Raw genomic sequence first — 22,757 nt, 5'->3', positions numbered from 1 at the left:
ACGCGACAAGACCATCTGGGCTGCTGGACGGCCTACTCGTTCTGGATGCTGTCCGATCCCCTGGAGTCAGAGCTGGGTCGGGAGCCGGACCCTGTACTGGAGCTCGAGCTCGAGTTGGCGGCGGGGTGGGCGCTGGGGTTGGAGTCGGAGCTGGACTCGGCGAGTGCTTCACCGATCGCCGTCCCCTGAGCCTTCGACTGCAGTATCGACCCGAGGTCGATACCGGTGGCGGCTTCCACGCGCTTGAACACGCCGGCCAGGGCCACGGAGGACTCCCCGTCGAAGTGCTTCGAGGCTCCCGATTCCCCGCTGCCGCCGATCAGCGTCATGGACCCGACATTCGCGTAGCCAGCGGCGAAGGACTCCATGAGCTGGGGCAGGATCGCAAGGGCCTCTCGGGCGAGGACTGCTTCCTGGTTCTCGCGCAGCGCCTCGGCCTCGGCGCGGATGGCGGAAGCCTTCGCCTCGCCCTCTTCGCGGATCGCGGTGGCCTCCGCCTCGGAGCGCTGCAGCCGGGCGCGTGCCTCAGATTCGGCGACCAGCGCCTCTGCCTCGGCGGCCTTGGTGCGCTCGTAGGCTTCGGCGTCGGCGCGCTTCTGCTGCTTATAGAGATCGGCATCGGCGACGCGCTTCACCTCGGCGTCGAGCTCGGCCTGACGGTTCTCCGCGCGCTGCCCCAGGACCTCCTGCCGAGCCTTCTCCCCGGCCAGAGCTTCAGCCTGCTCGGCCTGGGCACGCGCCTGCCCGACTCGCGAGGTCGACGCTGCCTGGTTCGAATCGTACTCAGTCTCCTCGATCAGGTTCTGCTCCTGATTGGAGATCCGCTCCTTGGCGATCGCCCGCTCGGCATTGGTGGCGGCGATCTCGGCCGCCTGCCGCTTGGCCTCGATCTCCGGGGCGCCCAGAGAGGAGATGTAGCCCGAGTCGTCGGTGATCTCGCGGATCTGGAAGGAGTCCAGCAGAAGACCCTGAGTCTGAAGTTCGGGAGAGATCGACTTGGAGATCTCGTCGGAGAACTTCTGCCGGTCCCGCATCAGCTGGATCACGGTCTGCTGAGCCATGAGCCCGCGCAGCGCGCCTTCAAGCTGGTCCTGGGTGTACTCGACCACAGCATTGTCCTGAGAGGCGAAACGCTCCGAGGCCGCTTTGACGTCTTCTTCGGTGCTTCCGATCTTCACCAGCGCGACGGCCTCGGCGTTGATGGTCACGTTGTCCAGGCTCTGCGCCGTCACCGTCATCAGCACCTGGCGGGAGCGCAGCGAGATGATCTCGTGGCGCTGTCGGATCGGATTGACGATCGCCCGGCCGTTGACGATGACCTGCTTCGGGTGCGATCCAGGGGTATCAGACCGGGACGCTTTGCCGGTGACCACGAGGGCCTCATCGGCCCGGGCGACCTTGGTCCAGGCCCGCACAATCACGAGTCCCACCGCGCCGAGGATGACTGCTGCCACGATCAGTGTGATGACGAGGGCGAGCGTGCCGCCGGTAGTCAGGATGTCCATCCGTTGGTACCTCCATAGGCATGCGGGATCCGTGATCAAAGTCTTGCGGCTGATCGTGAGCGTTTGCGCTCCGTCGTGGGCGCACGTCGCGCCTTCGCCGAAATCTTCAGATCTTCGGTCTGTCAAGAACCCGGGGCGTCGCCGCCGTCGGCCGTGAGGATCGCGCCCCAAGAACGACGCTGACAAGGAGGGACAGCGTGCGGTCGCCCCGAATATACGTCGACGCTAGCGTGAACAAAAGCAACGGGTCAACAGGTATGCGAAGCCCGTTCTTCGCGCAGGTGTGGCCTCAGACGCAGGTGCGTGGACCCGGATCGGCGCGCTGATGCGGATGGAGGCAGTTGCCCGGAGCAATGAAAACGTGAGCGGTGAAAAGCTGAGCAACCAAAACCTGGGCAATGAAAATTTCTGCAGTGGTCAGCTGGGGTGCGGAGCGCGCAGTCCTCCGAGCACCATCTGTTTCACCGTCTCGGCCAGGGCGGCGTCCGGTGCCCCGCCCACAGGGCGGTACCAGTCCACGATCGAGTTGATCGTGCCCATGGCCAGGCGTGAGGCGGTGCGTGCATCGATGTCGCTGCGCAGGTCGCCGTTCTCCTGGGCCCGGCGTATGAGCTCTGCGATGCGCAGGGTGATCTCGCGGCGTCGCTGCAGCGCCTTGACCTCCATCTCGGAGTTCCCGCGCAGCCGCAGCAGCAGCGTGACATAGGGCAACGACGTGGTCAGCACCTTGACCGATTCGCTGAGAATGATCTCGAGCTCCTCCACGGCTGGGGCGTCCAGCGCCTCCGCCTCGGAGACCACACGTTCCAGCTCGGCCAGCGAGCGGTTCAGCGCAATGTCGAGAATCTCTTCCTTGGAGTCCACGTGGTGGTAGATGGCGGACTTGGAGATGCCCAGTTCGCGGGAGAGCGCGCCCATTGAGGTGGCCTCATAGCCATGCCTGTTGAAGGCCTCCACGCACACGGTGATCAGCCCCTCGCGGTCATAGCCGGGGCGGCCCCGGCGTGAGGTGCCTGCAGTCGTGGAAGTGCTTGTCATGGCTCCCACACTAGCGGTGGATTATTTCGGGCGTTGGTCATAGATCCGGCGCAGTTTGCCGGAGGAGCGGGCCAGCGAACCCGGTTCTTCCACGGTGATCCGGCAGCTGGAGCCGACCTTGACCTTGATCTGTCGGGCCAGCTCGGCGCCTGCCGCCTCGGCGTCTTCGAGGCTGGTCTCCGGGCGCCGCTCGATGTGCACGGTCATCTCGTCCATCTTCTCCGGGCGGGCCAGGCGCAGCTGGAAATGTGGGGACAGCGCGGGGATCTCCAGAGCGATCTCCTCGATCTGTGAAGGGAAGAGGTTGACCCCGCGCAGGATGATCATGTCGTCGCTGCGTCCGGTGATCCGGCCCATCCGGCGATGCCCGGGCCGGTCTGAGCCGGGCAGCAGCCGAGTGAGGTCATGGGTGCGGTAGCGGATGATGGGCAGCGCCTGTTTGGTCAACGTGGTGAAGACCAGCTCGCCGTGTTCGCCGGTGCGCAGCACCTCTTCGCTGATCGGGTCGATGATCTCGGGCCGGAAGTGGTCCTCCCAGATGGTGGAGCCGTCCTGGCGCTCGCCCGACTCACCCGCCACACCGGGTCCCATGACCTCTGAGAGGCCGTAGATGTCGCAGGCTGTGAGGTTGAAGGTCTGTTCGATCTCGTGGCGCATCTTGTCCGTCCAGGGCTCCGCGCCGAGGACCGCGACCTCCAGGGAGGTCTCCCGCGGGTCCACGCCGGCGTTGCGGAAGGCATCCGCCAGCGCGAGCAGGTAGGTGGGGGTGCACAGGATGACCCGGGGCTTGAAGTCCTGGATCAGCTGGACCTGTTTCTCGCTCTGGCCGCCGGACATCGGGATCACGGTGGCCTTGAGCTTCTCGATCCCGTAATGGGCTCCGAGGCCTCCGGTGAAGAGGCCGTAGCCGTAGGCGTTGTGCACCAGGTCTCCGGGTCGCACGCCGGAGAAGCGCAGGCACCGCGCGAGCAGCGTTGCCCAGGTGTCGATGTCCTCGTCGGTGTAGCCCACCACGGTGGGCCGTCCGGTGGTGCCGGAGGAGGCGTGGATGCGGCGGATCTGGTCCATGGGCACGGCGAACGCCTTGAAGGGGTAGGCCGCGCGCAGGAACTCCTTATCGGTGTAGGGGAACTTCGCCAGGTCCTCCAGCGTGTGCAGATCATCGGGGCGCACGCCGTGTGCGTCATAGAGCTCGCGGTAGGCCGCGACGTTCTCGTAGGCGTGCCGGATGGTGGCCTGCAGGCGAGTGAGCTGAAGCGCCTCGATCTCCTCGCGGCTCATCAGCTCGGCCGGGTCTGGCTGGCCGGGGTTCGTCGGGGCGGCCTCGGCGGCTCTGGCGGCCTCGGCGGCCTCGGTGTTGAGGATGCTCATGGATTCACTTCTTTCCGGGGGAGGCGATGGTGCGTGAGCGGCCACGGAAGATGCCGATGATGTCGTCGCCACGGCTGATCGTCACATCGGTGAAGCCGCTGCGTCCGGTGTGCGCCACCTCGATCGCTTCGGCGACCACCTCGTCGCCGAGCAGGGCAGGCTTGAGGAAGTTGATGTCGACGCCCGAGGCCACCGTGATCGTGCCCTCGTCCAGCTCGGGATGGTTGCAGGCCATGGCGAAGCAGGTGTCGGCCAGGGAGAAGATCATCCCGCCGTGGGCGATGTCGAAGCCGTTGGTCATATCCTCACGGATCGTCATGCTGATCTTGGCGTGGCCAGGGTCAGCCTGCAGAACCACGATTCCCAGCGCCCGCGAGGTGCGATCGTTCTCCAGCATCCGATGGCGGGGTCCCGGCAGGGAGCTCTCATGACCCGCCGGGGCGAGCTGGGTGGATTCAGTCATCGGTGCTCCTCGTCGCATTTCCAGACCGAATGGTCAGTAAGTCAACTGAAGCACCGGAGCAGATGTGATGTCAAGCACATGAGGCGGAACTGGGACGGGTGGCGCGGCCTTGTCCCGGGAATGCGGCCGCCGAGTTCCTGCGCGACTGCCCGCTCAGTCCCCGAGCATCGCCGCATAGCCCGAGCGGAAGTCCCGGTGCAGCAGCTCGCCGAGCAGCCCGTGCAGCCGGGAGCCATCGAGTGCCTTGCCATGACCCGGGGCGAGGAGATCCACGGACCGTGAGCTCTCCAGCAGTGCCGGATCCAGGCGTGGGTCGCCCCAGGGGCGGGGCAGCTCGAGCTGATCGGCCATCCAGTTGTGCACCACGCCGACGGGGATGGGGAGCTCATCCACGCCCAACACCAGCTCCGGCGGGGACGCGCGGGTCAACAGCTCGACGGCGGCACGGGCGGCGTCGTCGGAATGGATGCGGTTGGAGATCCTCCAGGCATCATGGGTGTCCTGACCTGCGGCTTCACCCACCGAGCCCGCGCGCAGCTGCTTGCGGATGCGATCGCGTCCCGGACCGTAGATGCCCGAGAGGCGAAGCGTGCTGCTGTGCCGACGGGCAGACGCATCGGTCCCTTCGGCACGCCAGGCGCTCAGCAGCTCTTCCGTGCGGGCCAGGATCTCGCCCGTGGGGCTGGCCGGCGTCAACGGCGCGGATTCGTCGAGCATGCCTTCGGCGTCGCCCATCGCCGAGGTGGAGGAGACCAGCAGGACTCGCACGGAGTCGGCGAGGCCTGAGTGCTCCAGGCGGTCCAGCACGGTGCGCAGTCCCTGGAGATAGACCTGCTCGTAGCGCTGCGGATCTCGGCTGCCAGCGGCGGGGGAGAAGACCAGCGCCGCGGTGTCTGCCGGCGGCAGGGGCACGGAGTCGGGCTCGGTGAGGTCCATGGCCGCGCCGTCGAACTCAGCGGGGAGGCGTTCCGGGCTGCGCCGCCATCCGGTGACCGAGAAGCCGCGGTCACGCAGGCGGTGCCCGATGCGCGTGCCGACATCGCCGCAGCCCACCAGCACGGCGCGTGGGGCGGGGTGGTCTTCGGTATGGGAGTCTGCAGGAGTGCTCATGCTCCGAGCCTAGCCAGAATCGGCAGAGATGTGGGGTGCGGGGTGTGGTGCGTGAGGTGTGGGACGTCGAGACGATATGGGGCATGGGGACGCCAGACGCAGAAGAACCCCCGTCAGGTGCATTCCCGACGGGGGTTCTTCAATCACGCGGCGGAGGCGGGGAGATTTGAACTCCCGGTCCGCTTTGAGGCGGACACTTCATTAGCAGTGAAGCCCATTCGGCCGCTCTGGCACGCCTCCTGTGCCCACGATTGCGGCGAACCGTTCTCATGCGCCCGTCTAGACTAGCGGTTCCGTCAGGGAACTGACAAAGCGCGTGCCCGCAGTACTCTGGTCGGGACCAATCCGCCGAAGAGCAGACCAGGAGACCGCGCCGCCCATGCCCCGCCAGATGCAGGAACGCAGAGTCGCCGTCATCGGCGCCGGGCCCCGCGGCACCTCGTTTCTCGAAAGACTCCTCGCGGCCGTGGAGCATGCCCCGGGCGAGGCTGCGGAGACCGCGCTGCGCATCCTGGTGATCGACCCCGCTCCGCACGGCCCGGGCCGGGTCTGGAACCCCCGACAGTCCCCGCTGTACCTGATGAACACCCCTGCGAACTTCCCCACCGCGGCACCGGCCGGAGACACCCAGGTGCGGCTGCCGGCGTCGTCGGTCTCTCGGTCCTTCGCGCAGTGGCGCGAGGGCCATGCGGGGGAGGCCACCGCGAGTCCGGTGCGCAGCGACAGCTTCGAACCGCCGGTCTTCCACGGGGTGGACCACGGCGGGCAAGATTCCGACTACCCCACCCGCGCCGCCTACGGTCAGTACCTCAGCTGGCTGCACGCCGAGGTCTGCGCCGCGCTGCAGCGGCACTCCGGCATCACGGTGGAGCACATCCAGGCCGAGGTCACCGGGCTGCGTCGAGGACAGACCGGATATGAGCTGACGCTGGACAGCGACGGCGAGAACGACGACGCCCCCCGGCTCCGCGCCGAGCAGGTCGTGCTCGCGCTGGGGCATATCCCGGCGGGCTTGAACGAGACCGGTGAGCACTTCAGCTCGGTGGCCGCGGAGCTGGGTCTGCACTACCAGCCGCCCGCGATCCCCACGGAGGTGGATTATCACGCGCTGCCCGCGGGAGAGAACGTGCTGGTCCGGGGGATGGGACTGAACTTCTTCGACCTGATGGTCCAGGCCAGCGTGGGCCGCGGCGGCGTGTTCCATGAGCATCCGGACCGTCCGGCGGGCCAGCGACTGGAGTACCTTGCCACCGGAGATGAGCCGCATCTGGTGGCCGGTTCCCGGCGGGGCACCCCGTACCGGGCCAAGTCCACCGCGCTGACCACTGCCCCCGGATTCGCACCGGTGGGCGTGACCCTGCATCACCTGAGCGCCGAGGCGGTGGCCGCTGCGGAGCGCCGCCACGATGTGCTGGACTTCTCCGCGCACCTGTGGCCGCTGATCCAGCGCGACGTGCTGCGCACCTACTACCGGACCCTGGAGCGGATCGCGCCGGAGCTCTTCGGCGCGGAGTTCCTGACCGCCCTGGATGTGCTGCTCGCGGACGCTCATCTGGGGGAGGCCGTGCTGCAGGCACGGGGCCACCGGCTGCTGCGTGAACACGCCCCTGGCGTGCTCTGGTTCGACATCCGCTCGCTCGGCAGGCCCTTCGGCGGGCTGACCTTCGACTCCGCGGAGCAGTACCAGCAGCACATGGAGACCTACCTCGAAGATGACGCGGTCACCTCCGCCGCAGGCACGCAGAGCCCGGTGAAGATGGCCATCGGGGCGCTGCATCTGGCCAGGATGGAGGTCAAGGCGTTGATCAGCCAGGGACGGGTCTCGCAGTCCAGTCAGATCGGCGAGATTGAGGGATGGTTCGAGTCCTTGGTCGAAGGCCTCGCCAGCGGACCGCCGCTGCAGCGGATCGAGGAGCTGGCCGCGTTGACCCGGGCAGGAGTGGTGGAGTTCCTGGGTCCGGAGCCGATCTTCGACGTCGACCGGGAGACCGGCCGCTTCACCGCGGAATCACCCTCCGTGGCCGCCCCGGCCTACCAGGCGCGGTGGCTGCTCGAAGCGATGATGCCCGCGAACCGGGTCCAGCTCTCGCGCTCGCCGCTGGTCGCAGGCCTGCTGCGCAGCGGGCTGGCTCGGCCGCGCGAGCTGGTCGATGCGTCGGGGGCCCCACGGGCTGGCAAGGGGTTCGACGTGACCTCACTGCCGCATCGGCTGATCCCCGCAGATGATGCGGCGGAGGAGATCTACGTGCTCGGCCTGCAGCTGAGCTCCGTGCAGTGGGGCACCGCGATCGCCGCGGAGGCCGGTGGGGATCCGGAATCCTCGGCGCGGAGCCTCGCGGACGCGGATGCCGCTGCGCGCGCGGTGCTGGCCGGGCCGGGGTCAGGTATTGAAGGGGATTCAAGCCTTACAGAATCGCCCGACCGGGATTGAACCGATAGTCAGGATCAAAGACGTTCTTGATGCTGCGCTGGAGCTCGATGACCTCGGGTGACTGTTCCCAGTCGAGCCAGCGCAGCTTATAGGTGCCGATGCCGTGCTCGCCGGTGATCGTGCCGCCCATCTCCAGCGCGATCCGTACCGAACCATCCAGGGCCGCATGCAGCCGGGACATAGCCGAGGTGGGCGCGCCGTCGTCGTTCTGCTGGTTCTCAGGCTCCTGGCCGGCAGAGGCCTCCGGCTCGGGTGCCAGCTCCGAGCTCGGCACGCTGAAGGTGGGGTGCAGGTTGCCGTCCCCGGCGTGGGCGACGACCTTGAGCTGGACCTGGTGCTCCACGGCGAGGTCCTGGATCGCGCGGATGTAGTCCACCAGCCGGGACCGCGGCACGGCGACGTCCTCTCCCACACGGACCTCGGTGACGACGCCGTCCCCACGGGCGTGACGGCGCAGCTCGATGAGGCGTTCTGATTCGGTGGAGCCGGGGTCGCTGACCGTGGCGCCGAGGGCGCGCAGCACCTCGCGGATGATCTCCGCCTCGATGCCCGCCCCGTGCCCGTCGGTCTGGATGAGCAGGAGGGTGTTCCCGCGGGTGGCAAGATCCGAGCCCTGCGCCTCGTCCAGTGCGAGCATGGTGCGGTGATCCAGCAGCTCGGTGATCGCCGGCTGGACGCGGGCCTTGCCGATGTCGAGCACGCCCTGGGCCGCGGTGGTGAGCTCGTCGAAGAACGCGGCGATGGTCTCGGTGTGCTGACTCAGGTGACGCAGCCGCACGGTGATGCCGACGACGATGCCCAGCGTCCCCTCGGACCCGACGAACAGGCTGGTCAGGTCATAGCCGGCGACCCCTTTGAAGGTGGCCTGTCCAGTGTGGATGAATGTACCGTCGGCCAGCACCACGTCCAGGGCCAGCACGGAGTCCCGGGTGACACCGTACTTGGCGCAGCGCAGCCCGCCGGCGTTGGTGGCGACGTTGCCCCCGATGGTGGAGGTGCGGTAGCTGGCCGGGTCCGGGGCGTACATCAGCCCGTGCTGCGCGGCGGCGGTGTTCAGGTCCGCGTTGATCACGCCCGGTTCGACGACGGCGACCTCGTCCTCGGGACGCATCGCCAGGATCTTGTTCATGCGGGTCAGGTTCAATACCACCGAGCCTGCTGTCGTGTTGGCTCCGCCGGAGACGGAGGTCCCGGCTCCGCGGGTGATCAGTGGGAAGCCGTGCTCGGCGGAGAGCTGCACCAGCTGCTGGACGTCCGCGACCGATTCCGCGAAGACGACGGCGAGCGGGGTGTGCACCTGCCAGTGCTCCAGCGGCCCCTTGTCCACGGAGTGGGAGTCGAGCTGCGCCGGGTCGGTGGTCAAGGCGTCGGGCGCGAAGGCGCTGCGCAGGGCTGTGCGGACATCATTGTCGGAGGAGCTCATGGGAACTGAGTGTAGGTCAGGCGCGTCACACCCTCCCCGCGAAGACCCCGCGGAAGAGCCCCCCACCCGGAAAAATCGTAGAGCTCTAGCAAGTCGTAGGGCTATAGCCTTACGACGACGCGATAGCTCTACGATTCTTCGATGCGAGGGCGGATTTCACGGCGCGGGCGTGGACGGAGTGACCCGCCACTGCTGGACTTCGTCATCACACTGATCAGGAACTGCGTAGATGGTGGGTCCGGCCTCGCCGCCACCCACGGTGATCCCATCACCGTCGGAGAAGGCTTCGCCGCGGAAGGCGAATCCTGAGCCGCTGGACGTTTCATGGATCTCATGCGCGGGGAAGATTGCCAGCGTCAGTTGCTCCTCCGGCTCAGGGCCCTTGATGTAGAAGCATCCATCGAGCTCGGCGATCTGTCCTTCCAAGGCCATGTCGGGTCCGCCGGCTTCTTCCTCCACGACGTAGTTCGGAACACCGGCCGGCGTATCCGGGTCCTGCAGGTTGGTCGTGCATCCGAGCAGAGACCCGCCCAGCAGTGCTCCCATGACGGTGGTCGCGCCGAAGGTTCGCATCTGATGTCCCATCGCTTCACGCTCGCAGAAATTGCACCGCAAAGGCAGGAATGAAGGTCGGCCCTCCGGATGGACCTGCCATTGCGGGATGTCCTCATCGCGCTCAGCGGGTGCTCAATCGTTGGCAGCCACGCTGCTGATCTCGGGTCCTGTTGCCACGCCAGTGGCAGAAAATCGTAGAGCTCTTGCGTTGTCGTAGAGCTACAGCCCTACGACTTGCTAGAGCTCTACGATTTTTTCAACGGAGGGGGTGCACTTGCACCGGGGCGTTCCGCGATGCAGACTTATGCCTAGGTCAAGAGTGCCAGCGCAAAACCCCGGTTTGCTGGCCGGCAACCCTCCAGTTCGCGGTGGGGTGCCCCGGGTGACGACCTGGCTGCGGCAGCCACCGAGCATCGGTGGTCGACGCAGCAAGCGCGGGCCACACACCAGTGCGGGCCCTTAAACCCAGTCCTCAGGACGGGGCCGTACAGGATTCAACGCCGGAAGTTCTCTCCCCGGCAGCGACGTTCATGCGCGGCTCAGCCCCAAGGACCGCATTGAACGGAGCAGTCCCTTGAGCAACGACAACAGCACCTGGCAGTTTGAGACCCAGCAGATCCACGCCGGGGTTGCCCCCGATCCCGCCACCGGAGCACGGGCCCTGCCGATCCACCAGACCACATCCTTCGTCTTCCCCGACACCGCCGCGGCAGCACGTCGCTTCGGCCTCGAGGAGATCGCGCCGATCTACTCGCGCATCGGCAATCCCACGGTCCAGGCGATCGAGGACAAGATCGCCGCCCTCGAAGGCGGCGTCGGGGCTCTCGGCGTCGGCTCCGGTCAGGCCGCCACCTCGCTGGCGCTGCTGAACATCGCCGAGTCCGGCAGCCACATCGTCGCCTCACCCACCCTCTACGGCGGCACGCAGAACCTCTTCAAGCACACGCTGCCGAAGTTCGGCATCGAGGTCACCTTCGTGGAGGACCCCGATGACTTGGAGTCCTGGCGGGCCGCCACCCGGGAGAACACCGTCGCCTTCTTCGGTGAGGCTGTGGCCAACCCGCGCGGGGACGTGCTGGACATCGAGGGGGTGGCATCGGTCGCCCACGAGCATGGCGCGCCGCTGATCATCGACTCCACCCTGACCACCCCGTACCTGATCAAGCCGATCGACTTCGGCGCCGACGTCGTCGTGCATTCGGCCACCAAGTTCCTCGGCGGTCACGGCACTGCCATCGCCGGGGTGATCGTGGACTCCGGGCGCTTCGACTACTTCGCCCACCCGGAGCGCTTCCCCGGCTTCAGCACCCCGGATGAGAGCTACCACGGGCTGGTCTTCGGCCGGGATCTCGGGCCTGAGGGGATCTTCGGGGTCAACCTCTCCTTCATCCTCAAGGCCCGCGTGCAGCTGCTGCGCGACCTCGGTCCGGCGTTGTCTCCGCACAACGCCTTCGAGATCAACCTCGGCCTGGAGACCCTCTCGCTGCGCGTGGAGCGTCATGTCGCCAACGCTCAGAAAGTGGCCGAGTACCTGGAGGGCCACGAGGCAGTGAAGCGCGTCTACTACTCCGGGCTGCCGTCGAGCCCCTGCTACGAGCGGGCGCAGAAGTACCTGCCCCGAGGCACCGGTGCTGTGTTGGCCTTCGAGCTTGCCGGCGGACCCGGCGACGACGACGCCACGCAGGCCCGTGCGGGCCAGACGCTGGTGGACGCGCTGGAGCTGCATTCGTTGGTGGCCAACGTCGGTGATGTGCGCTCGCTGGCGATTCATCCCGCCTCCACCACGCACCGGCAGCTGAGCCCCGCTGAGCAGCATGCTGCAGGGGTCAAGCCCGGTCTCGTGAGGCTCTCCGTGGGTCTGGAACACATCGACGACATCATCGCCGATCTGGCTCAGGGGCTCGACAAGGCAGCCGCCATCCAGTCTGCCGACCGGGGTGCCGGGCATGCGTCTGACCAGGAGTCTTCCGCGGATGACCAGAGTGCGGACAATGTGACGAAGCGAGAAGCCGCTTCCGCGGTCTGAGGTTAGGGTGATCGGGTGCTGAATGACTTTGGGGACAGGCCTGCGGGTGCGCTGAACACGGCAGATGTGGGGGCGTACACATTCGAGACAGGTGGGCAGCTGCCCGAAGTTACCATCGCCTACGAGACCTGGGGCACGCTCAACGAGGACGGCAACAACGCGATCCTCGTGGCGCACGCCCTGACCGGGGACTCCCATGTAGCCGCGACTCCGGCAGACCCCTCCATCGGATGGTGGGAGGGTCTGCTGGGACCCGGTCGCCCGATCGACACCCAGCGCTGGTTCGTCATCGCCCCGGCGATGGTGGGTGGCTGCTACGGCTCCACCGGACCAGCTTCCCTGGATCCCGAGGGGAACCCCTATGGCTCCCGATTCCCCTTCGTCACGATTCGCGATTCCGTGCACCTGGAGGCTCAGCTGGCTCAGGCCCTGGGCATTCAGCGCTTCCACACGGTGATCGGGGGATCCATGGGGGGCGCCCGCGCGCTGGAATGGGCCGCCACCTACCCGGAGATGGTCGACGGGGTGGCGGTCTTCGCCTGTGGTGCGGCGTCGACTGCCGAGCAGATCGCCTTCGGGCAGGCCCAGGTGCTGGCAGTGGAGAATGATCCGCACTTCGCCGGGGGTGACTACTACGGCGGTCCCGCGCCGCATTCCGGGCTGGGGCTGGCGCGGCGGATCGCGCACATCACCTACCGCGCGGAGGCCGAGCTCGGCGCTCGATTCGGTCGCGCCCCGCAGGGCGCCGAGGATCCTTTCGGCTGGCCCGAGCGGCGGCGCGGACGCTATCAGGTGGAGTCCTACCTGGACCACCAGGCCGAGAAGCTGCTCAAGCGGTTCGACCCCAACTCTTACGTGGTGCTCTCCGAGGCGCTGATGAGCCATGATGTCGGACGCGGACGTGGTGGAGTGGCCGAGGCGCTGGCCGGCGTCACGGCGGTGCCGTTCCTCGCGGCCGTGGAGACGGACCGGTTGTACTTCCCGGAGCAGTCCCAGCAGATCGCCGATGCGATCCCGGGCGGCCACCCGGTGCACACGATCCATTCGCCGATCGGGCATGACGGCTTCCTGACCAGCGCGGAGCAGCTGGGAGAGCCCATGCGCGCCACGCTGCGCCTCTGAAACAGACATTCCAGAGATGTCACTCTGCTGTAACACCTGATCGGGCAGACTGATCGGAACGAGGAGAGTGATCCATGAGCCCGCAGCCCATCCTGCAGCCCGGCGAACACCTGTCCGAGGGCGTCCGCTACCTCCCAGCCAGCCCGGAGAACATCTTCTGGGGGCGACTGCCCTGCGCCGCCGATGAGCCGGCGCTGCGCATCGAGTCCGGGGATCGGGTCCTCATCGACACCCTTTCTCATGAAGGGATCCTGGAGGATCAGGGTCGGGATCCGCTGGCCTACTTCGCCGGACACGGAGTGCCCGAGGAGCAGGTGCTCACCGACGCGATCGCGCTCGCGGCCAGTGACCACCCGCGGGACCCCGCCGTCGACGGTCCGCACGTGAACACCGGGCCGATCCATGTTCAGGGCGCCATGCCGGGTGATCTGCTCAAGGTCACCATCGAGCAGCTGCAGCGTCGTGTTCCCTACGGCATCATCTCCAACCGCCACGGCAAGGGGGCGCTCACCGGAGAGTACCCGCGCGGTGAGCGCAACGTCTCGATCTTCGCCGCCGTGGAGGAGCCCGAGGAGTCCGAGGAGTCCGCAGCATCGACAATGTCTGCAGGGTCCGCAGAGCCTGAGCGCCCCGCCCCCGGTGCAGCCCGCGGCCGAATGGCTCCGCGTGCCGGGGCTGAGAGGCTGCTGAGCTTCGAGCTGGCACCCTTCTTCGGGACCATCGGCGTGGCCGTAGCGGGGGAGACCCGTCCGCATTCAGTGCCGCCGGGGACCCATGGCGGCAATATCGACATCAAGATGCTCACCGAAGGGACCTCGCTCTACCTGCCGGTGCAGGTGCCAGGTGCACTGGCCTTTGTGGGCGATCCGCACTTCGCCCAGGGCGACGGAGAAGTGGCGCTCACCGCGATGGAGGCCTCGCTGCGCGGGCTGCTGCGCTTCGAGGTCATTCCTCGGGAGCAGGCCCTGACAGCCTTCGGCGAACAGGTCGGACCGCTGGCAGAGACCGCAGAGTTCCTCATCCCCACCGGCATGGACGAGGACCTGGACATCGCCGTGCGGAACTGCGTGCGCAACGCGATCGTGCTGCTGCAGGCCCGCTGGGGCCTGGATGCCGAACATGCCTACGCCTATCTCTCCGCCGCCACCGACTTCAACATTTCCCAGGTGGTCGACCTGGTCAAAGGCGTCCACGCCCGGGTGGCCATCTCAGATTTCACGGAGCTGTGATGGGGTCCGTCGCGAGCACCGTCTGGCGTTCAGGCGGGGAACCGGACGCCCCGCTGGTCCCTTCCTCCGGCGCCGGACCGCTGGAAGGCCAGAGCGTCGCCGTCAAGGACCTCTACGCCCTCGCGGGACACCGCATCGGCGCCGGCAACCCCACCTGGCTGGCCGAGGCCACCGAGCAGACCAGCACCGCAACTGCCGTGCGGCTCCTGCTCGAGGCAGGCGCGGCGATCACCGGGATCGCGCAGACCGATGAGTTCGCACTCTCGCTGGCCGGGACCAACCAGCACTACGGCACACCGCCGAACCCCGCTGCCCCGGATCGGATCAGCGGTGGCTCCAGCTCGGGCTCCGCCGCCGCCGTCGCACTGGGCCAGGTGAGCATCGGGCTGGGCACCGACACCGGCGGGTCGATCCGCGTGCCAGCCTCCTACCAGGGGCTCTGGGGCATGCGCAGCACCCATGGTGCGATCTCCCGCGAGGGTCTGCTCCCGCTCGCGCAGAGCTTCGACACCGTCGGCTGGATGACACGCGACGCCGAGACACTGGGCCTCGTGGCGGAGGTGCTCCTGCCCGCCCGCGAACAACCCGCCCGCGAACAGCCCGCCCGCGAAGAGCCCGCCCAGCCCTCCGCGCTTCCGCCGGAGCTCACGATCATCCCCAGCCTCTTCGACCAGGTGGACCCGGAGGTGGCCGACGCCGTGCGCGCCGCCGTGGACGGCGTGAGCGGGCATCACGAATCCCTGCACCCAAGCCTGCACCTGAAGCGACTCGAGGGCGTCTCCCGGGACATGCACGCCGCCTGGTTCGAGGCCTTCCGCATCATTCAGATGCGCGAGGCCTGGGCGAACCACGGCGAGTGGATCAGCTCCCACTGGGAGGCGATGGCCGACGACGTCGGCGCACGGTTCCGCACGGCCAGCCAGTTCAGCGCCGATCAGGAGCAGCAGGCCCGGGCGCTGGCAGCCGGCGCCCGCCGGATCATCCGCGAATGGGTCGGCGACTCCGTGCTGGCGCTTCCCTCGGCCGCCGGTCCTGCGCCGCTGCGCCGCGAGGCCGCGCTGGGTGGAGAAGTCATCGAGAAGCACCGCCGCGGCACCATGATGCTCACCTGCCTGGCGGGTCTTGCCGGGCTGCCCGTGGTCAATGTCCCGCTGCGCACGGCAGCGGGACTTCCCACCGGCGTCAGCCTGCTCGGGGCGCCCGGCAGCGATCATGAACTCATCAGCTGGGCGCAGCAGTTCCACGCCCGGCTCCAGCCGACTCAGGAGATCCGACGATGAAGCTCAGTGAATTCAATGAGGCCACCCCGGGGGAGCTGACCGAGACGCTCGCCGCCTGCGCGCCCATCCCCTCCTGGCGCGCGGCGATCCTCGCCCGGAGACCCTACGACAGCGTCGAGGAGCTGACCACCACCGCCGCAGAGCTGGCGCAGGACTGGACCGACCTCGAGGTCGACGGCGCGCTGGAACATCACCCGCGGATCGGGGAGAAGGTGCAGGGCTCCTCTCGGGAAGCCGAGGCCTCCCGGCGTGAACAGGGAAGCCTCGGGGCCGATGAGGCCGCCCAGGCGGAGTGGGTCAGCGCCAATGAGGCCTACGAGCAGCGCTTCGACCGGATCTTCCTGATCCGCGCCGCCGGCCGATCAGACCGCGAGATGCGCACCCAGCTCGCGCTTCGTCTGCAGAACACTGAGGAGGAAGAGGCAGTCGTCCGGCGCCAGCAGCTCGCTGAGATCGCAGTGCTGCGGCTGGGGCAGGTCGTCTCATGACGATACGCACCTGTTTCACAGATGAAACAATAGTTTCAGTAGCATGGTGACCATGACTTCCCGCCAGATCAATCCGCCGCCCCGGCTGCTCATGGGGCCGGGCCCGATCAACGCCGATCCGCGCGTGCTGCGCGCCATGTCAGCCCAGCTCGTGGGCCAGTACGATCCCGCGATGACCGGCTATATGAACGAAGTCATGGAGCTTTACCGCGGAGTCTTCAAGACCAGCAACGAGGCCACATTCCTGGTGGACGGCACCTCCCGGGCAGGCATCGAAGCGGCCCTGATCTCGCTGATCGAACCCGGCGCCAAGGTGCTCGTGCCGATCTTCGGACGGTTCGGCCACCTGCTCAAGGAGATCGCGGTGCGCGCCGGCGCTGAGGTCGCCGTCCGGGAGAAGACCTGGGGCCAGGTCTTCACGCCGGAGGAGATCGAACAGGCCATCGTCGAGGAGCGGCCAGCGCTGCTCGCCCTGGTCCAGGGTGACACCTCCACCACGATGAATCAGCCGCTCGCCGGCATCGGTGAGATCTGCCAGCGCCACGACGTCCTGTTCTACACCGACGTGACGGCCTCCCTGGCCGGCAATGAGTTCTCGGCGGATGCATGGAACGTCGACGCGGTCACCGCCGGACTGCAGAAATGCCTCGGCGGCCCCTCCGGATCGGCGCCCATCACTCTTTCCGAGCGTGCCGTGGAGGCCATCCGCTCGCGCCGACACGTCGAAGCAGGCATCGCCGACGGCACCGAGGGTCGCGGCACCAGAATCGCCTCGAACTACTTTGATCTGGCCATGATCATGGACTATTGGGGTCCGCAGCGGCTGAACCACCACACCGAAGCCACCTCCATGCTCTACGGTGCCCGGGAATGCGCCCGACTGCTGCTTCAGGAGGGAGTCGACGACGCCGTCGCCCGTCATGAGCTCCATGGCCGGGCCATGTTGGCAGGAGTCCAGGGACTCGGGCTGCAGGTCTTCGGAGACATCGCGCACAAGATGAACAACGTGGTCGCGGTGGAGATCCCAGCAGGAATCGACGGCGACGCCGCGCGGACCGCGATGCTTCAGGACTACGGCATCGAGATCGGCACCAGCTTCGGACCGCTGCACGGCAAGGTCTGGCGGATCGGCACCATGGGCTACAACGCCCGCAAGGACGCCGTCATGCTCACCCTTGCGGCACTGGAACAGGTGTTGCGCGCCGGTGGCGCAGAGGTCCGCCCGGGCGGCGGTGCCGGCGCCGCGGCAGAGATCTACCAGGCTCAGCCGGATCGCGGGCAGCCCGGAGAGCATGACCAGTCCCTGCAGTCCACTCACCCCCTGCAGTCCAGGGGAGTCTCCCCATGACGGGTGTCCCCATGACCTTCGACGCGGCGGCCGCCCGCATAATGACTCGCTGCGATGAGCTCGCCGCCATCAGCGCCCTGCCGGCCGGGATCCTGCGTGCTTATCTGACCCAGGAGCACCAGCGACACAATGAGCTCGCTGCCGCCTGGATGGCCGAGGTGGGAATGGAGACCTGGCAGGACGCCGCGGGCAATCAGTGTGCTCGGCTGGAGGGGCGCGAGCCCGGCCTGCCTGCGCTGATCATCGCCTCCCACCTGGACACCGTTCCGGACGCCGGGCGCTATGACGGCATCATGGGCGTGCTGCTGGGAATCGAGACCGCGCGACTGCTGACCCCCTACGCGAGAGACCTTCCCTTCGCCGTGGAGGTCATCGCCTACGCCGATGAGGAGGGCACGCGCTTCGGCGCAACCCTGCTGGGCTCGCGTGCCATGGCCGGCACCTGGGACCCCGCCTGGTGGGAGGCCCTGGATGCCGAGGGGATCAGCATGGCCCAGGCCTTCTGGGACTTCGGGCTGGATCCAGAGCGGATCGACGACGCCGCCCGGTCACCTGAGGATCTGGTCGGCTACCTTGAAGCCCATATTGAGCAGGGCCCCTATCTGGAAGCGGACCAGCGGCCCCTGGGGCTGGTCAGCTCCATCGCCGGGGCGCGACGCTTCCGGCTCGCCATTCTCGGCGAGGCTCGGCACGCCGGGGGCACGCCTTATGAACGCCGCCGAGATGCGCTGGTCGGAGCGGCTCAGGCGGTGCTGGACGTGGAACGGATCGGTCGTGAGCGCGGGGTGATCGCCACGGTCGGTCAGCTGGAGACCCGTCCCGGAGCGGTGAACGTCGTGCCCGGAGAGGCCGACTTCTCCCTGGACCTGCGCGCCGAATCCGATGCGCTTCGCGACGCCGCCTGGCAGGAGATCCACGCCGCGCTGGCCGGATTCTGTGCGCAGCGTCACCTGGAGCTGGTGGTCGAAGAGATCCACGCCGCCTCCACCGTGAGCTGCTCGCCCAGGCTGACCCGGGCGCTCGCGGCCGGAGTTGCTGTGACGGGGGACACCGACCCGATCACCCTGTACTCCCGCGCCGGGCACGATGCCATGGCGATGGCGGCGGTGACCGAGATCGGCATGCTCTTCACCCGCTGCGAGGATGGGATCAGCCACCACCCGGAGGAGAACGTCTTGGCCGCCGACGTGGCGCTGGCGCTGCAGGCGCTTCAAGAAGCTGTCTGGGTGCTGGCGCGTGAGCATGGAGAGCGAGCGAGACGATGACCCCGACACCGGACGCCGCGAATCAGCTGCGGCTTGAACCCGAGACACGCATCGACGCTCGGATCGACGCGCACTACGGAGCCTTGGCGCCGCAGGAGCGGCGGGTGGCGGACTTCCTGCTGGAGCATCTGGGCGACCTGGCCATCTTCTCCGCGGCCGATATCAGCCGCGAGACTGGCGTCTCGAAGGCCACGGTGTCCCGGCTCTTCCGCAAGCTCGACTTCGTGGACTTCCGCGAGGTCAAGGATCACGCCAGGGCGCTTCGCAGCCGCGGAGTCCCCACGGCTGCGCCGGTGACCTCCGCGGACACCGAGGGCTCCACCGGGATGCAGCGTCACGAGGCGCGGGACCACGAGAACCTTGCTCGGCTGACCGCAGGCCTGGGTGACGGCAGGCTCCAGCAGGCGGTGGAGATGCTCGCGAGCGCCGAACGGGTGATTCTGCTGGGACTGCGCAACAGCTACCCGGTGGCGCTGCACCTGCACCAGCAGCTCATCCAGAGCCGGCCCAGGGTGCGGATCGCACCTCAGCCCGGTCAGACCCTGGGGGAGGAGCTCGCGGGCATAGGGGCCGGGGATCTGGTGGTGGCGGTGGGCTTCCGCCGTCGTCCCGTGGTCTTCGGCAAGGCCGTCCGTGCGGTGGCCTCCTCCGAGGCCCAGCTGCTCTGTCTGGGCGACAGCACCTCCCGGCACTACGCCATGGAGGCCGACTGCTGGATCGAATGCCCCATCGACTCTGAAGGCGCGTTCGACAGCTACGCGGCGGCGATGACCCTGGTCAGCCTGCTCGCCAACGGGGTGCTCAACCGGCAGCTCGGCGCCGGGCGGAAGCGCATCTCCGCCATTGCGAAGGCCTATGACGAACTCGACGAGCTCGAGCACTGAGCTTTCGAACACCGAGCACTCGAAACACAGCAGAGGAGCCACGATGAGTCTCATCACCACCCACGTCCTGGACACCACCACCGGGACTCCCGCACGCGGCATCACGGTGCAGCTGCTGGGGCCCGAGGGAGCGCAGATCGCCTCCGGCACCACCGACGCCGACGGTCGCATCGCGGAGCTGGGACCAGAGACGCTCCCCGCCGGTGCCTACCGGCTCGTCTTCGGCACCGCCGAGTACTTCTCCTCCCGCGCGGTCGAGCACTTCTTCCCCGAGGTCACGCTGGCCTTCACGGTGGAAGCTTCCGCGGGGCACTATCACGTGCCCCTGCTGCTGAGCCCCTTCGCCTACAGCACCTACCGGGGCAGCTGAGCCGCCCCACTCCCGCCCACCGATTCGCACTTGAAGGAGAACCCATGAGCAGCCCCGACATCGTCCTCGGCCCCAACCAGTATGGGAAGGCCGAGGTCCGCGTGGTCCGGGTCAACCGGGACACCCCGGTGCATACGCTGATGGATCTCAACGTGAGTTCGATGCTGCGCGGAGACTTCACCGACTGCTACACCGAAGGCGACAACACACGGGTCATCGCCACCGACACCCAGAAGAACACCGTCTACGCCTTCGCCAAGGAGCACGGGATCACCACCCCGGAGCAGTTCCTGCTGCTGCTCGGACGCCACTTCACCGAGTACGCGGAGGTCGACGGGGGCCGCTGGACCGCGGAGTCCTACCCCTGGGAACGGATCCAGGTCCCAAGCTCCGATGGCACGCTCACCGAGCACGAGCACTCCTTTGTGAAGTCCAAGCAGGAGATCCGCACTGCCGCGCTGACCATCCAGAACGGTGACGAGCACCTGATGGGCGGCTTCAGCGACCTCACCGTGCTCAAGACCACCGGCAGTGAGTTCTCCGGCTATCCGAAGGACCGGTACACCACGCTGCCGGAGACTCGGGACCGGGTGATGGCCACTGACATCACCGCGCGCTGGCTCTTCGCCGCCGACGTCGACGCGCAAGAGGTCGATTTCGACGCTCTCTACGCGCAGGTCAAGCAGATCGTGATGGAGCAGTTCGCGCTGGTCCACTCGCTGTCCCTGCAACAGACGCTCTACGCCGCAGGCGAGGCCGTTCTCGGTGCGGCGGAGCAGATCGAGGACATCCGGTTCGTGATGCCGAACAACCACCACTACGTGGTGGACCTGAGCCCCTTCGGTCTGGAGAACCCGAATGAGGTCTTTCAGGCGGGGGACCGCCCGTACGGTCTGATGAATGCCTCCGTCACGCGCCGGGCCGCCCCCGAGCGCCCACAGGCCTGGGAATGGATCGGCGGCTTCGCCTGAGCTTTCTCGGGGTGGCAATGGCTCGGAAACACATCCCTAACACCGCTCTCCTAGCGTAGAAGGACCCCCGCAGCGCTGTTCTGAGAAGAAGGTGAATCCATGAGTGTCGAGCACACCAGGGCGATCGATCCTGCCGGTCTGATGGCGGAGCCCCGGCGGTGACGCTGCGACACCTCATCGCCGAGCAGGTGCTGCTCGGGGGAGAGTTCCTTCCCGCGCACCTGGAGATCCTCGACGGCGAGATCGCCCGGATCCATCGGCTGAGCCCGGGCGAGGGCCGGCGGCGGGCAGAGATCGTCAAGGCCAGCGACGTCGGAGCCGGTGCCGGGATGACCGTGATCAGGCCCTCGCACCAGGTGCTCCCCGGCAACGTCGACACCCACGTGCACATCAACGAGCCCGGCCGCACCAGCTGGGAGGGCTTCGCCACCGGCACCATGGCGGCTGCCCTGGGCGGGGTCACCACCGTGGTGGACATGCCGTTGAACAGCATCCCGCCCACGGTCGATGTGGAGTCGCTGCGGATCAAGCAGCAGGCGGCCGCGGGCCAGACCTACGTGGACGTCGGCTTCTGGGGAGGCATCATCCCCGGCAACACCGACCAGCTCAAGCCCCTCTGGGAAGCCGGCGCCTTCGGATTCAAGTGCTTCCTGCTGCCCTCGGGGGTGGATGAGTTCCCACCGGTGAACGGCGAACAGCTGCGCGAGGCGATGGCCGAGGTGGCCGGCTTCGACGGTCTGGTGATCGTCCACGCGGAAGACGCCGAGACGATCGAACGCGCCACCGAGGTCACTGGACGACGCCGCCGGCTCAGCCACTACGCGGACTGGGCGCTCACCCGCCCGCATGACTCCGAGGTGGCGGCGATCAGTGATCTCATCGAAGCGGTCCGTGAGACCGGCTGCCGCACCCACATCCTTCACCTGGCCTCCGCCCGGGCGCTGGACATCATCGCCGCGGCCCGCGCCGAAGGTCTGCCGCTCACCGTGGAGACCTGCCCCCACTACCTCTGCTTCGACGCCGATTCGATCCCGGACGGGGCCGCTGAGTTCAAGTGCTGCCCGCCGATCCGCGACACCGGCAACCGTGAGGCGCTCTGGCAGGGCCTGCGTGATGGCCTCATCGACGCGGTGGTCAGCGATCATTCACCCTCCACCATCGAGGAGAAGCACCGGGGAGCCCCCGACCTCCAGCAGGCCTGGGGAGGGATCTCCGGGCTTCAGGTGGGATTCTCCGCCGTGGCCCATGAAGCTCGGCTGCGCGGGATCGGACTCGAGCAGGTCAGCAGGTGGATGGCCCAGAACACCTCCACCCTGGCCGGGCTGACCCGCAAGGGAACCATCGCCCCGGGCAAGGACGCCGACCTGGTGATCTACGACCCGCTGGAGACCAACGTGGTCTCCGCCATGGGACTGGCGCACAAGAATCCGATCTCTGCCTATGAGCACTTCGAGATCACCGGCACCGTGGTCGGAGCTGTGCTGCGCGGCGTCGAGCTGTTCACCCCGCGCGACACGACCACGGCGCTGGCCCCTGTGGGACAGTTCCTCCGCGGCGCCGGCCACCCTGTGCTCAGCGCGATGAAGCGCTGATCCGCATGACCGATGACAAGGAGCAGGCCGTGTCCGAAGGACCGCGAAAAGTGCAATCGGTGGATCGGGCGCTCGACATCCTCGAAGCCATCGGTGCCCACGGTGGCCAGCTGAGTCTCAGCGAACTCGCCGAACAGACTCACCTTCCGGCCCCGACCGCCCACCGGCTGCTGCGCACCATGATCGCCAAAGGCTATGTGCGCCAGCTGGCCGACCGCAGCTACGGCCTGGGAGAGAAGCTCATCGCGCTGGGCCAAGCCGCCAGCGAGCGGGCTTGAGCGAGAAT

The 22,757-nt window shown here is 67.7% G+C and carries 20 protein-coding genes, 1 tRNA gene and 1 riboswitch; of the genes, 13 read left to right on the top strand and 8 right to left on the bottom strand.

Features of this window, described 5'->3' with window-relative positions; genetic code table 11:
* Positions 1-32: 32 nt before the first annotated feature.
* The 6 genes from H4W26_RS06355 to H4W26_RS06330 all read right to left on the bottom strand — a co-directional run bounded on the left by H4W26_RS06355 (position 33) and on the right by H4W26_RS06330 (position 5,727).
* Positions 33-1,505, bottom strand: a complete 1,473-nt coding sequence (locus tag H4W26_RS06355; protein ID WP_192591257.1) for an SPFH domain-containing protein — start codon at positions 1,503-1,505, stop codon at positions 33-35.
* 417 nt (positions 1,506-1,922) lie between these two features.
* The gene (locus H4W26_RS06350; protein WP_192591256.1) at positions 1,923-2,543 is read right to left on the bottom strand and encodes a TetR/AcrR family transcriptional regulator; all 621 of its coding nucleotides are present in this window, start codon (positions 2,541-2,543) and stop codon (positions 1,923-1,925) included.
* A gap of 21 nt (positions 2,544-2,564) precedes the next feature.
* Positions 2,565-3,914 (bottom strand): phenylacetate--CoA ligase family protein, encoded by a 1,350-nt coding sequence (locus tag H4W26_RS06345; protein WP_192591255.1) that lies wholly within the window; start codon positions 3,912-3,914, stop codon positions 2,565-2,567.
* A gap of 4 nt (positions 3,915-3,918) precedes the next feature.
* Complete coding sequence (gene paaI, locus H4W26_RS06340; protein WP_192591254.1) at positions 3,919-4,377, bottom strand: hydroxyphenylacetyl-CoA thioesterase PaaI; 459 nt, start codon at positions 4,375-4,377, stop codon at positions 3,919-3,921.
* 153 nt (positions 4,378-4,530) lie between these two features.
* The gene (locus H4W26_RS06335) at positions 4,531-5,487 is read right to left on the bottom strand and encodes an NAD-dependent epimerase/dehydratase family protein (RefSeq protein WP_192591253.1); all 957 of its coding nucleotides are present in this window, start codon (positions 5,485-5,487) and stop codon (positions 4,531-4,533) included.
* Positions 5,488-5,638: 151 nt separating this feature from the next.
* Positions 5,639-5,727, bottom strand: a tRNA-Ser gene (locus H4W26_RS06330).
* A 139-nt stretch (positions 5,728-5,866) separates the two neighbouring features.
* Between H4W26_RS06330 and H4W26_RS06325 the strand changes: the two genes are divergently transcribed.
* On the top strand, positions 5,867-7,918 hold the full coding sequence (locus tag H4W26_RS06325) for an FAD/NAD(P)-binding protein (RefSeq protein ID WP_192591252.1): 2,052 nt from the start codon (positions 5,867-5,869) through the stop codon (positions 7,916-7,918).
* On the opposite strand, the gene H4W26_RS06320 is transcribed toward H4W26_RS06325, so the two are convergent.
* Both H4W26_RS06320 and H4W26_RS06315 read right to left on the bottom strand, forming a co-directional pair.
* The gene (locus H4W26_RS06320; protein ID WP_192591251.1) at positions 7,893-9,341 is read right to left on the bottom strand and encodes an FAD-binding oxidoreductase; all 1,449 of its coding nucleotides are present in this window, start codon (positions 9,339-9,341) and stop codon (positions 7,893-7,895) included. The genes H4W26_RS06325 and H4W26_RS06320 overlap by 26 nt on opposite strands.
* A 156-nt stretch (positions 9,342-9,497) precedes the next feature.
* Complete coding sequence (locus H4W26_RS06315; RefSeq protein ID WP_192591250.1) at positions 9,498-9,926, bottom strand: hypothetical protein; 429 nt, start codon at positions 9,924-9,926, stop codon at positions 9,498-9,500.
* 281 nt (positions 9,927-10,207) lie between these two features.
* A riboswitch (SAM riboswitch) is annotated at positions 10,208-10,337 on the top strand.
* Positions 10,338-10,470: 133 nt separating this feature from the next.
* Between H4W26_RS06315 and H4W26_RS06310 the strand changes: the two genes are divergently transcribed.
* The 12 genes from H4W26_RS06310 to H4W26_RS06255 all read left to right on the top strand — a co-directional run bounded on the left by H4W26_RS06310 (position 10,471) and on the right by H4W26_RS06255 (position 22,749).
* Complete coding sequence (locus H4W26_RS06310; RefSeq protein ID WP_192591249.1) at positions 10,471-11,922, top strand: O-acetylhomoserine aminocarboxypropyltransferase/cysteine synthase family protein; 1,452 nt, start codon at positions 10,471-10,473, stop codon at positions 11,920-11,922.
* Between the two features lie 15 nt (positions 11,923-11,937).
* The gene (gene metX / locus H4W26_RS06305) at positions 11,938-13,044 is read left to right on the top strand and encodes a homoserine O-acetyltransferase MetX (protein WP_192591248.1); all 1,107 of its coding nucleotides are present in this window, start codon (positions 11,938-11,940) and stop codon (positions 13,042-13,044) included.
* A 74-nt stretch (positions 13,045-13,118) separates the two neighbouring features.
* Positions 13,119-14,273 carry an acetamidase/formamidase family protein gene (locus H4W26_RS06300; protein ID WP_192591247.1) on the top strand — a complete coding sequence of 385 codons (1,155 nt, stop codon included), beginning with the start codon at positions 13,119-13,121 and terminating at the stop codon, positions 14,271-14,273.
* Positions 14,273-15,553 (top strand): amidase, encoded by a 1,281-nt coding sequence (locus tag H4W26_RS06295; protein WP_192591246.1) that lies wholly within the window; start codon positions 14,273-14,275, stop codon positions 15,551-15,553. The genes H4W26_RS06300 and H4W26_RS06295 overlap by 1 nt, the downstream gene beginning before the upstream one ends.
* On the top strand, positions 15,550-16,041 hold the full coding sequence (uraD, locus tag H4W26_RS06290) for a 2-oxo-4-hydroxy-4-carboxy-5-ureidoimidazoline decarboxylase (RefSeq protein WP_192591245.1): 492 nt from the start codon (positions 15,550-15,552) through the stop codon (positions 16,039-16,041). The genes H4W26_RS06295 and uraD overlap by 4 nt, the downstream gene beginning before the upstream one ends.
* A gap of 52 nt (positions 16,042-16,093) precedes the next feature.
* Positions 16,094-17,389 carry a pyridoxal-phosphate-dependent aminotransferase family protein gene (locus H4W26_RS06285; RefSeq protein ID WP_192591244.1) on the top strand — a complete coding sequence of 432 codons (1,296 nt, stop codon included), beginning with the start codon at positions 16,094-16,096 and terminating at the stop codon, positions 17,387-17,389.
* Complete coding sequence (locus H4W26_RS06280) at positions 17,386-18,654, top strand: allantoate amidohydrolase (RefSeq protein WP_225939619.1); 1,269 nt, start codon at positions 17,386-17,388, stop codon at positions 18,652-18,654. The genes H4W26_RS06285 and H4W26_RS06280 overlap by 4 nt, the downstream gene beginning before the upstream one ends.
* On the top strand, positions 18,651-19,538 hold the full coding sequence (locus H4W26_RS06275; protein WP_192591243.1) for a MurR/RpiR family transcriptional regulator: 888 nt from the start codon (positions 18,651-18,653) through the stop codon (positions 19,536-19,538). Before H4W26_RS06280 ends, H4W26_RS06275 begins: the two co-directional genes overlap by 4 nt.
* A gap of 43 nt (positions 19,539-19,581) precedes the next feature.
* Positions 19,582-19,908, top strand: a complete 327-nt coding sequence (uraH, locus tag H4W26_RS06270; protein WP_192591242.1) for a hydroxyisourate hydrolase — start codon at positions 19,582-19,584, stop codon at positions 19,906-19,908.
* Between the two features lie 44 nt (positions 19,909-19,952).
* The gene (gene pucL / locus H4W26_RS06265; RefSeq protein WP_192591241.1) at positions 19,953-20,879 is read left to right on the top strand and encodes a factor-independent urate hydroxylase; all 927 of its coding nucleotides are present in this window, start codon (positions 19,953-19,955) and stop codon (positions 20,877-20,879) included.
* A gap of 158 nt (positions 20,880-21,037) precedes the next feature.
* Complete coding sequence (allB, locus tag H4W26_RS06260) at positions 21,038-22,471, top strand: allantoinase AllB (RefSeq protein WP_318779788.1); 1,434 nt, start codon at positions 21,038-21,040, stop codon at positions 22,469-22,471.
* A 5-nt stretch (positions 22,472-22,476) separates the two neighbouring features.
* Positions 22,477-22,749: a helix-turn-helix domain-containing protein gene (locus H4W26_RS06255; protein ID WP_192591240.1), complete on the top strand. Its 273-nt coding sequence runs from the start codon at positions 22,477-22,479 to the stop codon at positions 22,747-22,749.
* Positions 22,750-22,757: the final 8 nt, after the last annotated feature.

It is taken from the genome of Nesterenkonia halotolerans, from assembly GCF_014874065.1.
GTDB classification, from domain to species: domain Bacteria; phylum Actinomycetota; class Actinomycetes; order Actinomycetales; family Micrococcaceae; genus Nesterenkonia; species Nesterenkonia halotolerans.
Note: the sequence above shows the minus strand (reverse complement) of the source record. Positions and strands in the feature narration are given on the sequence as shown.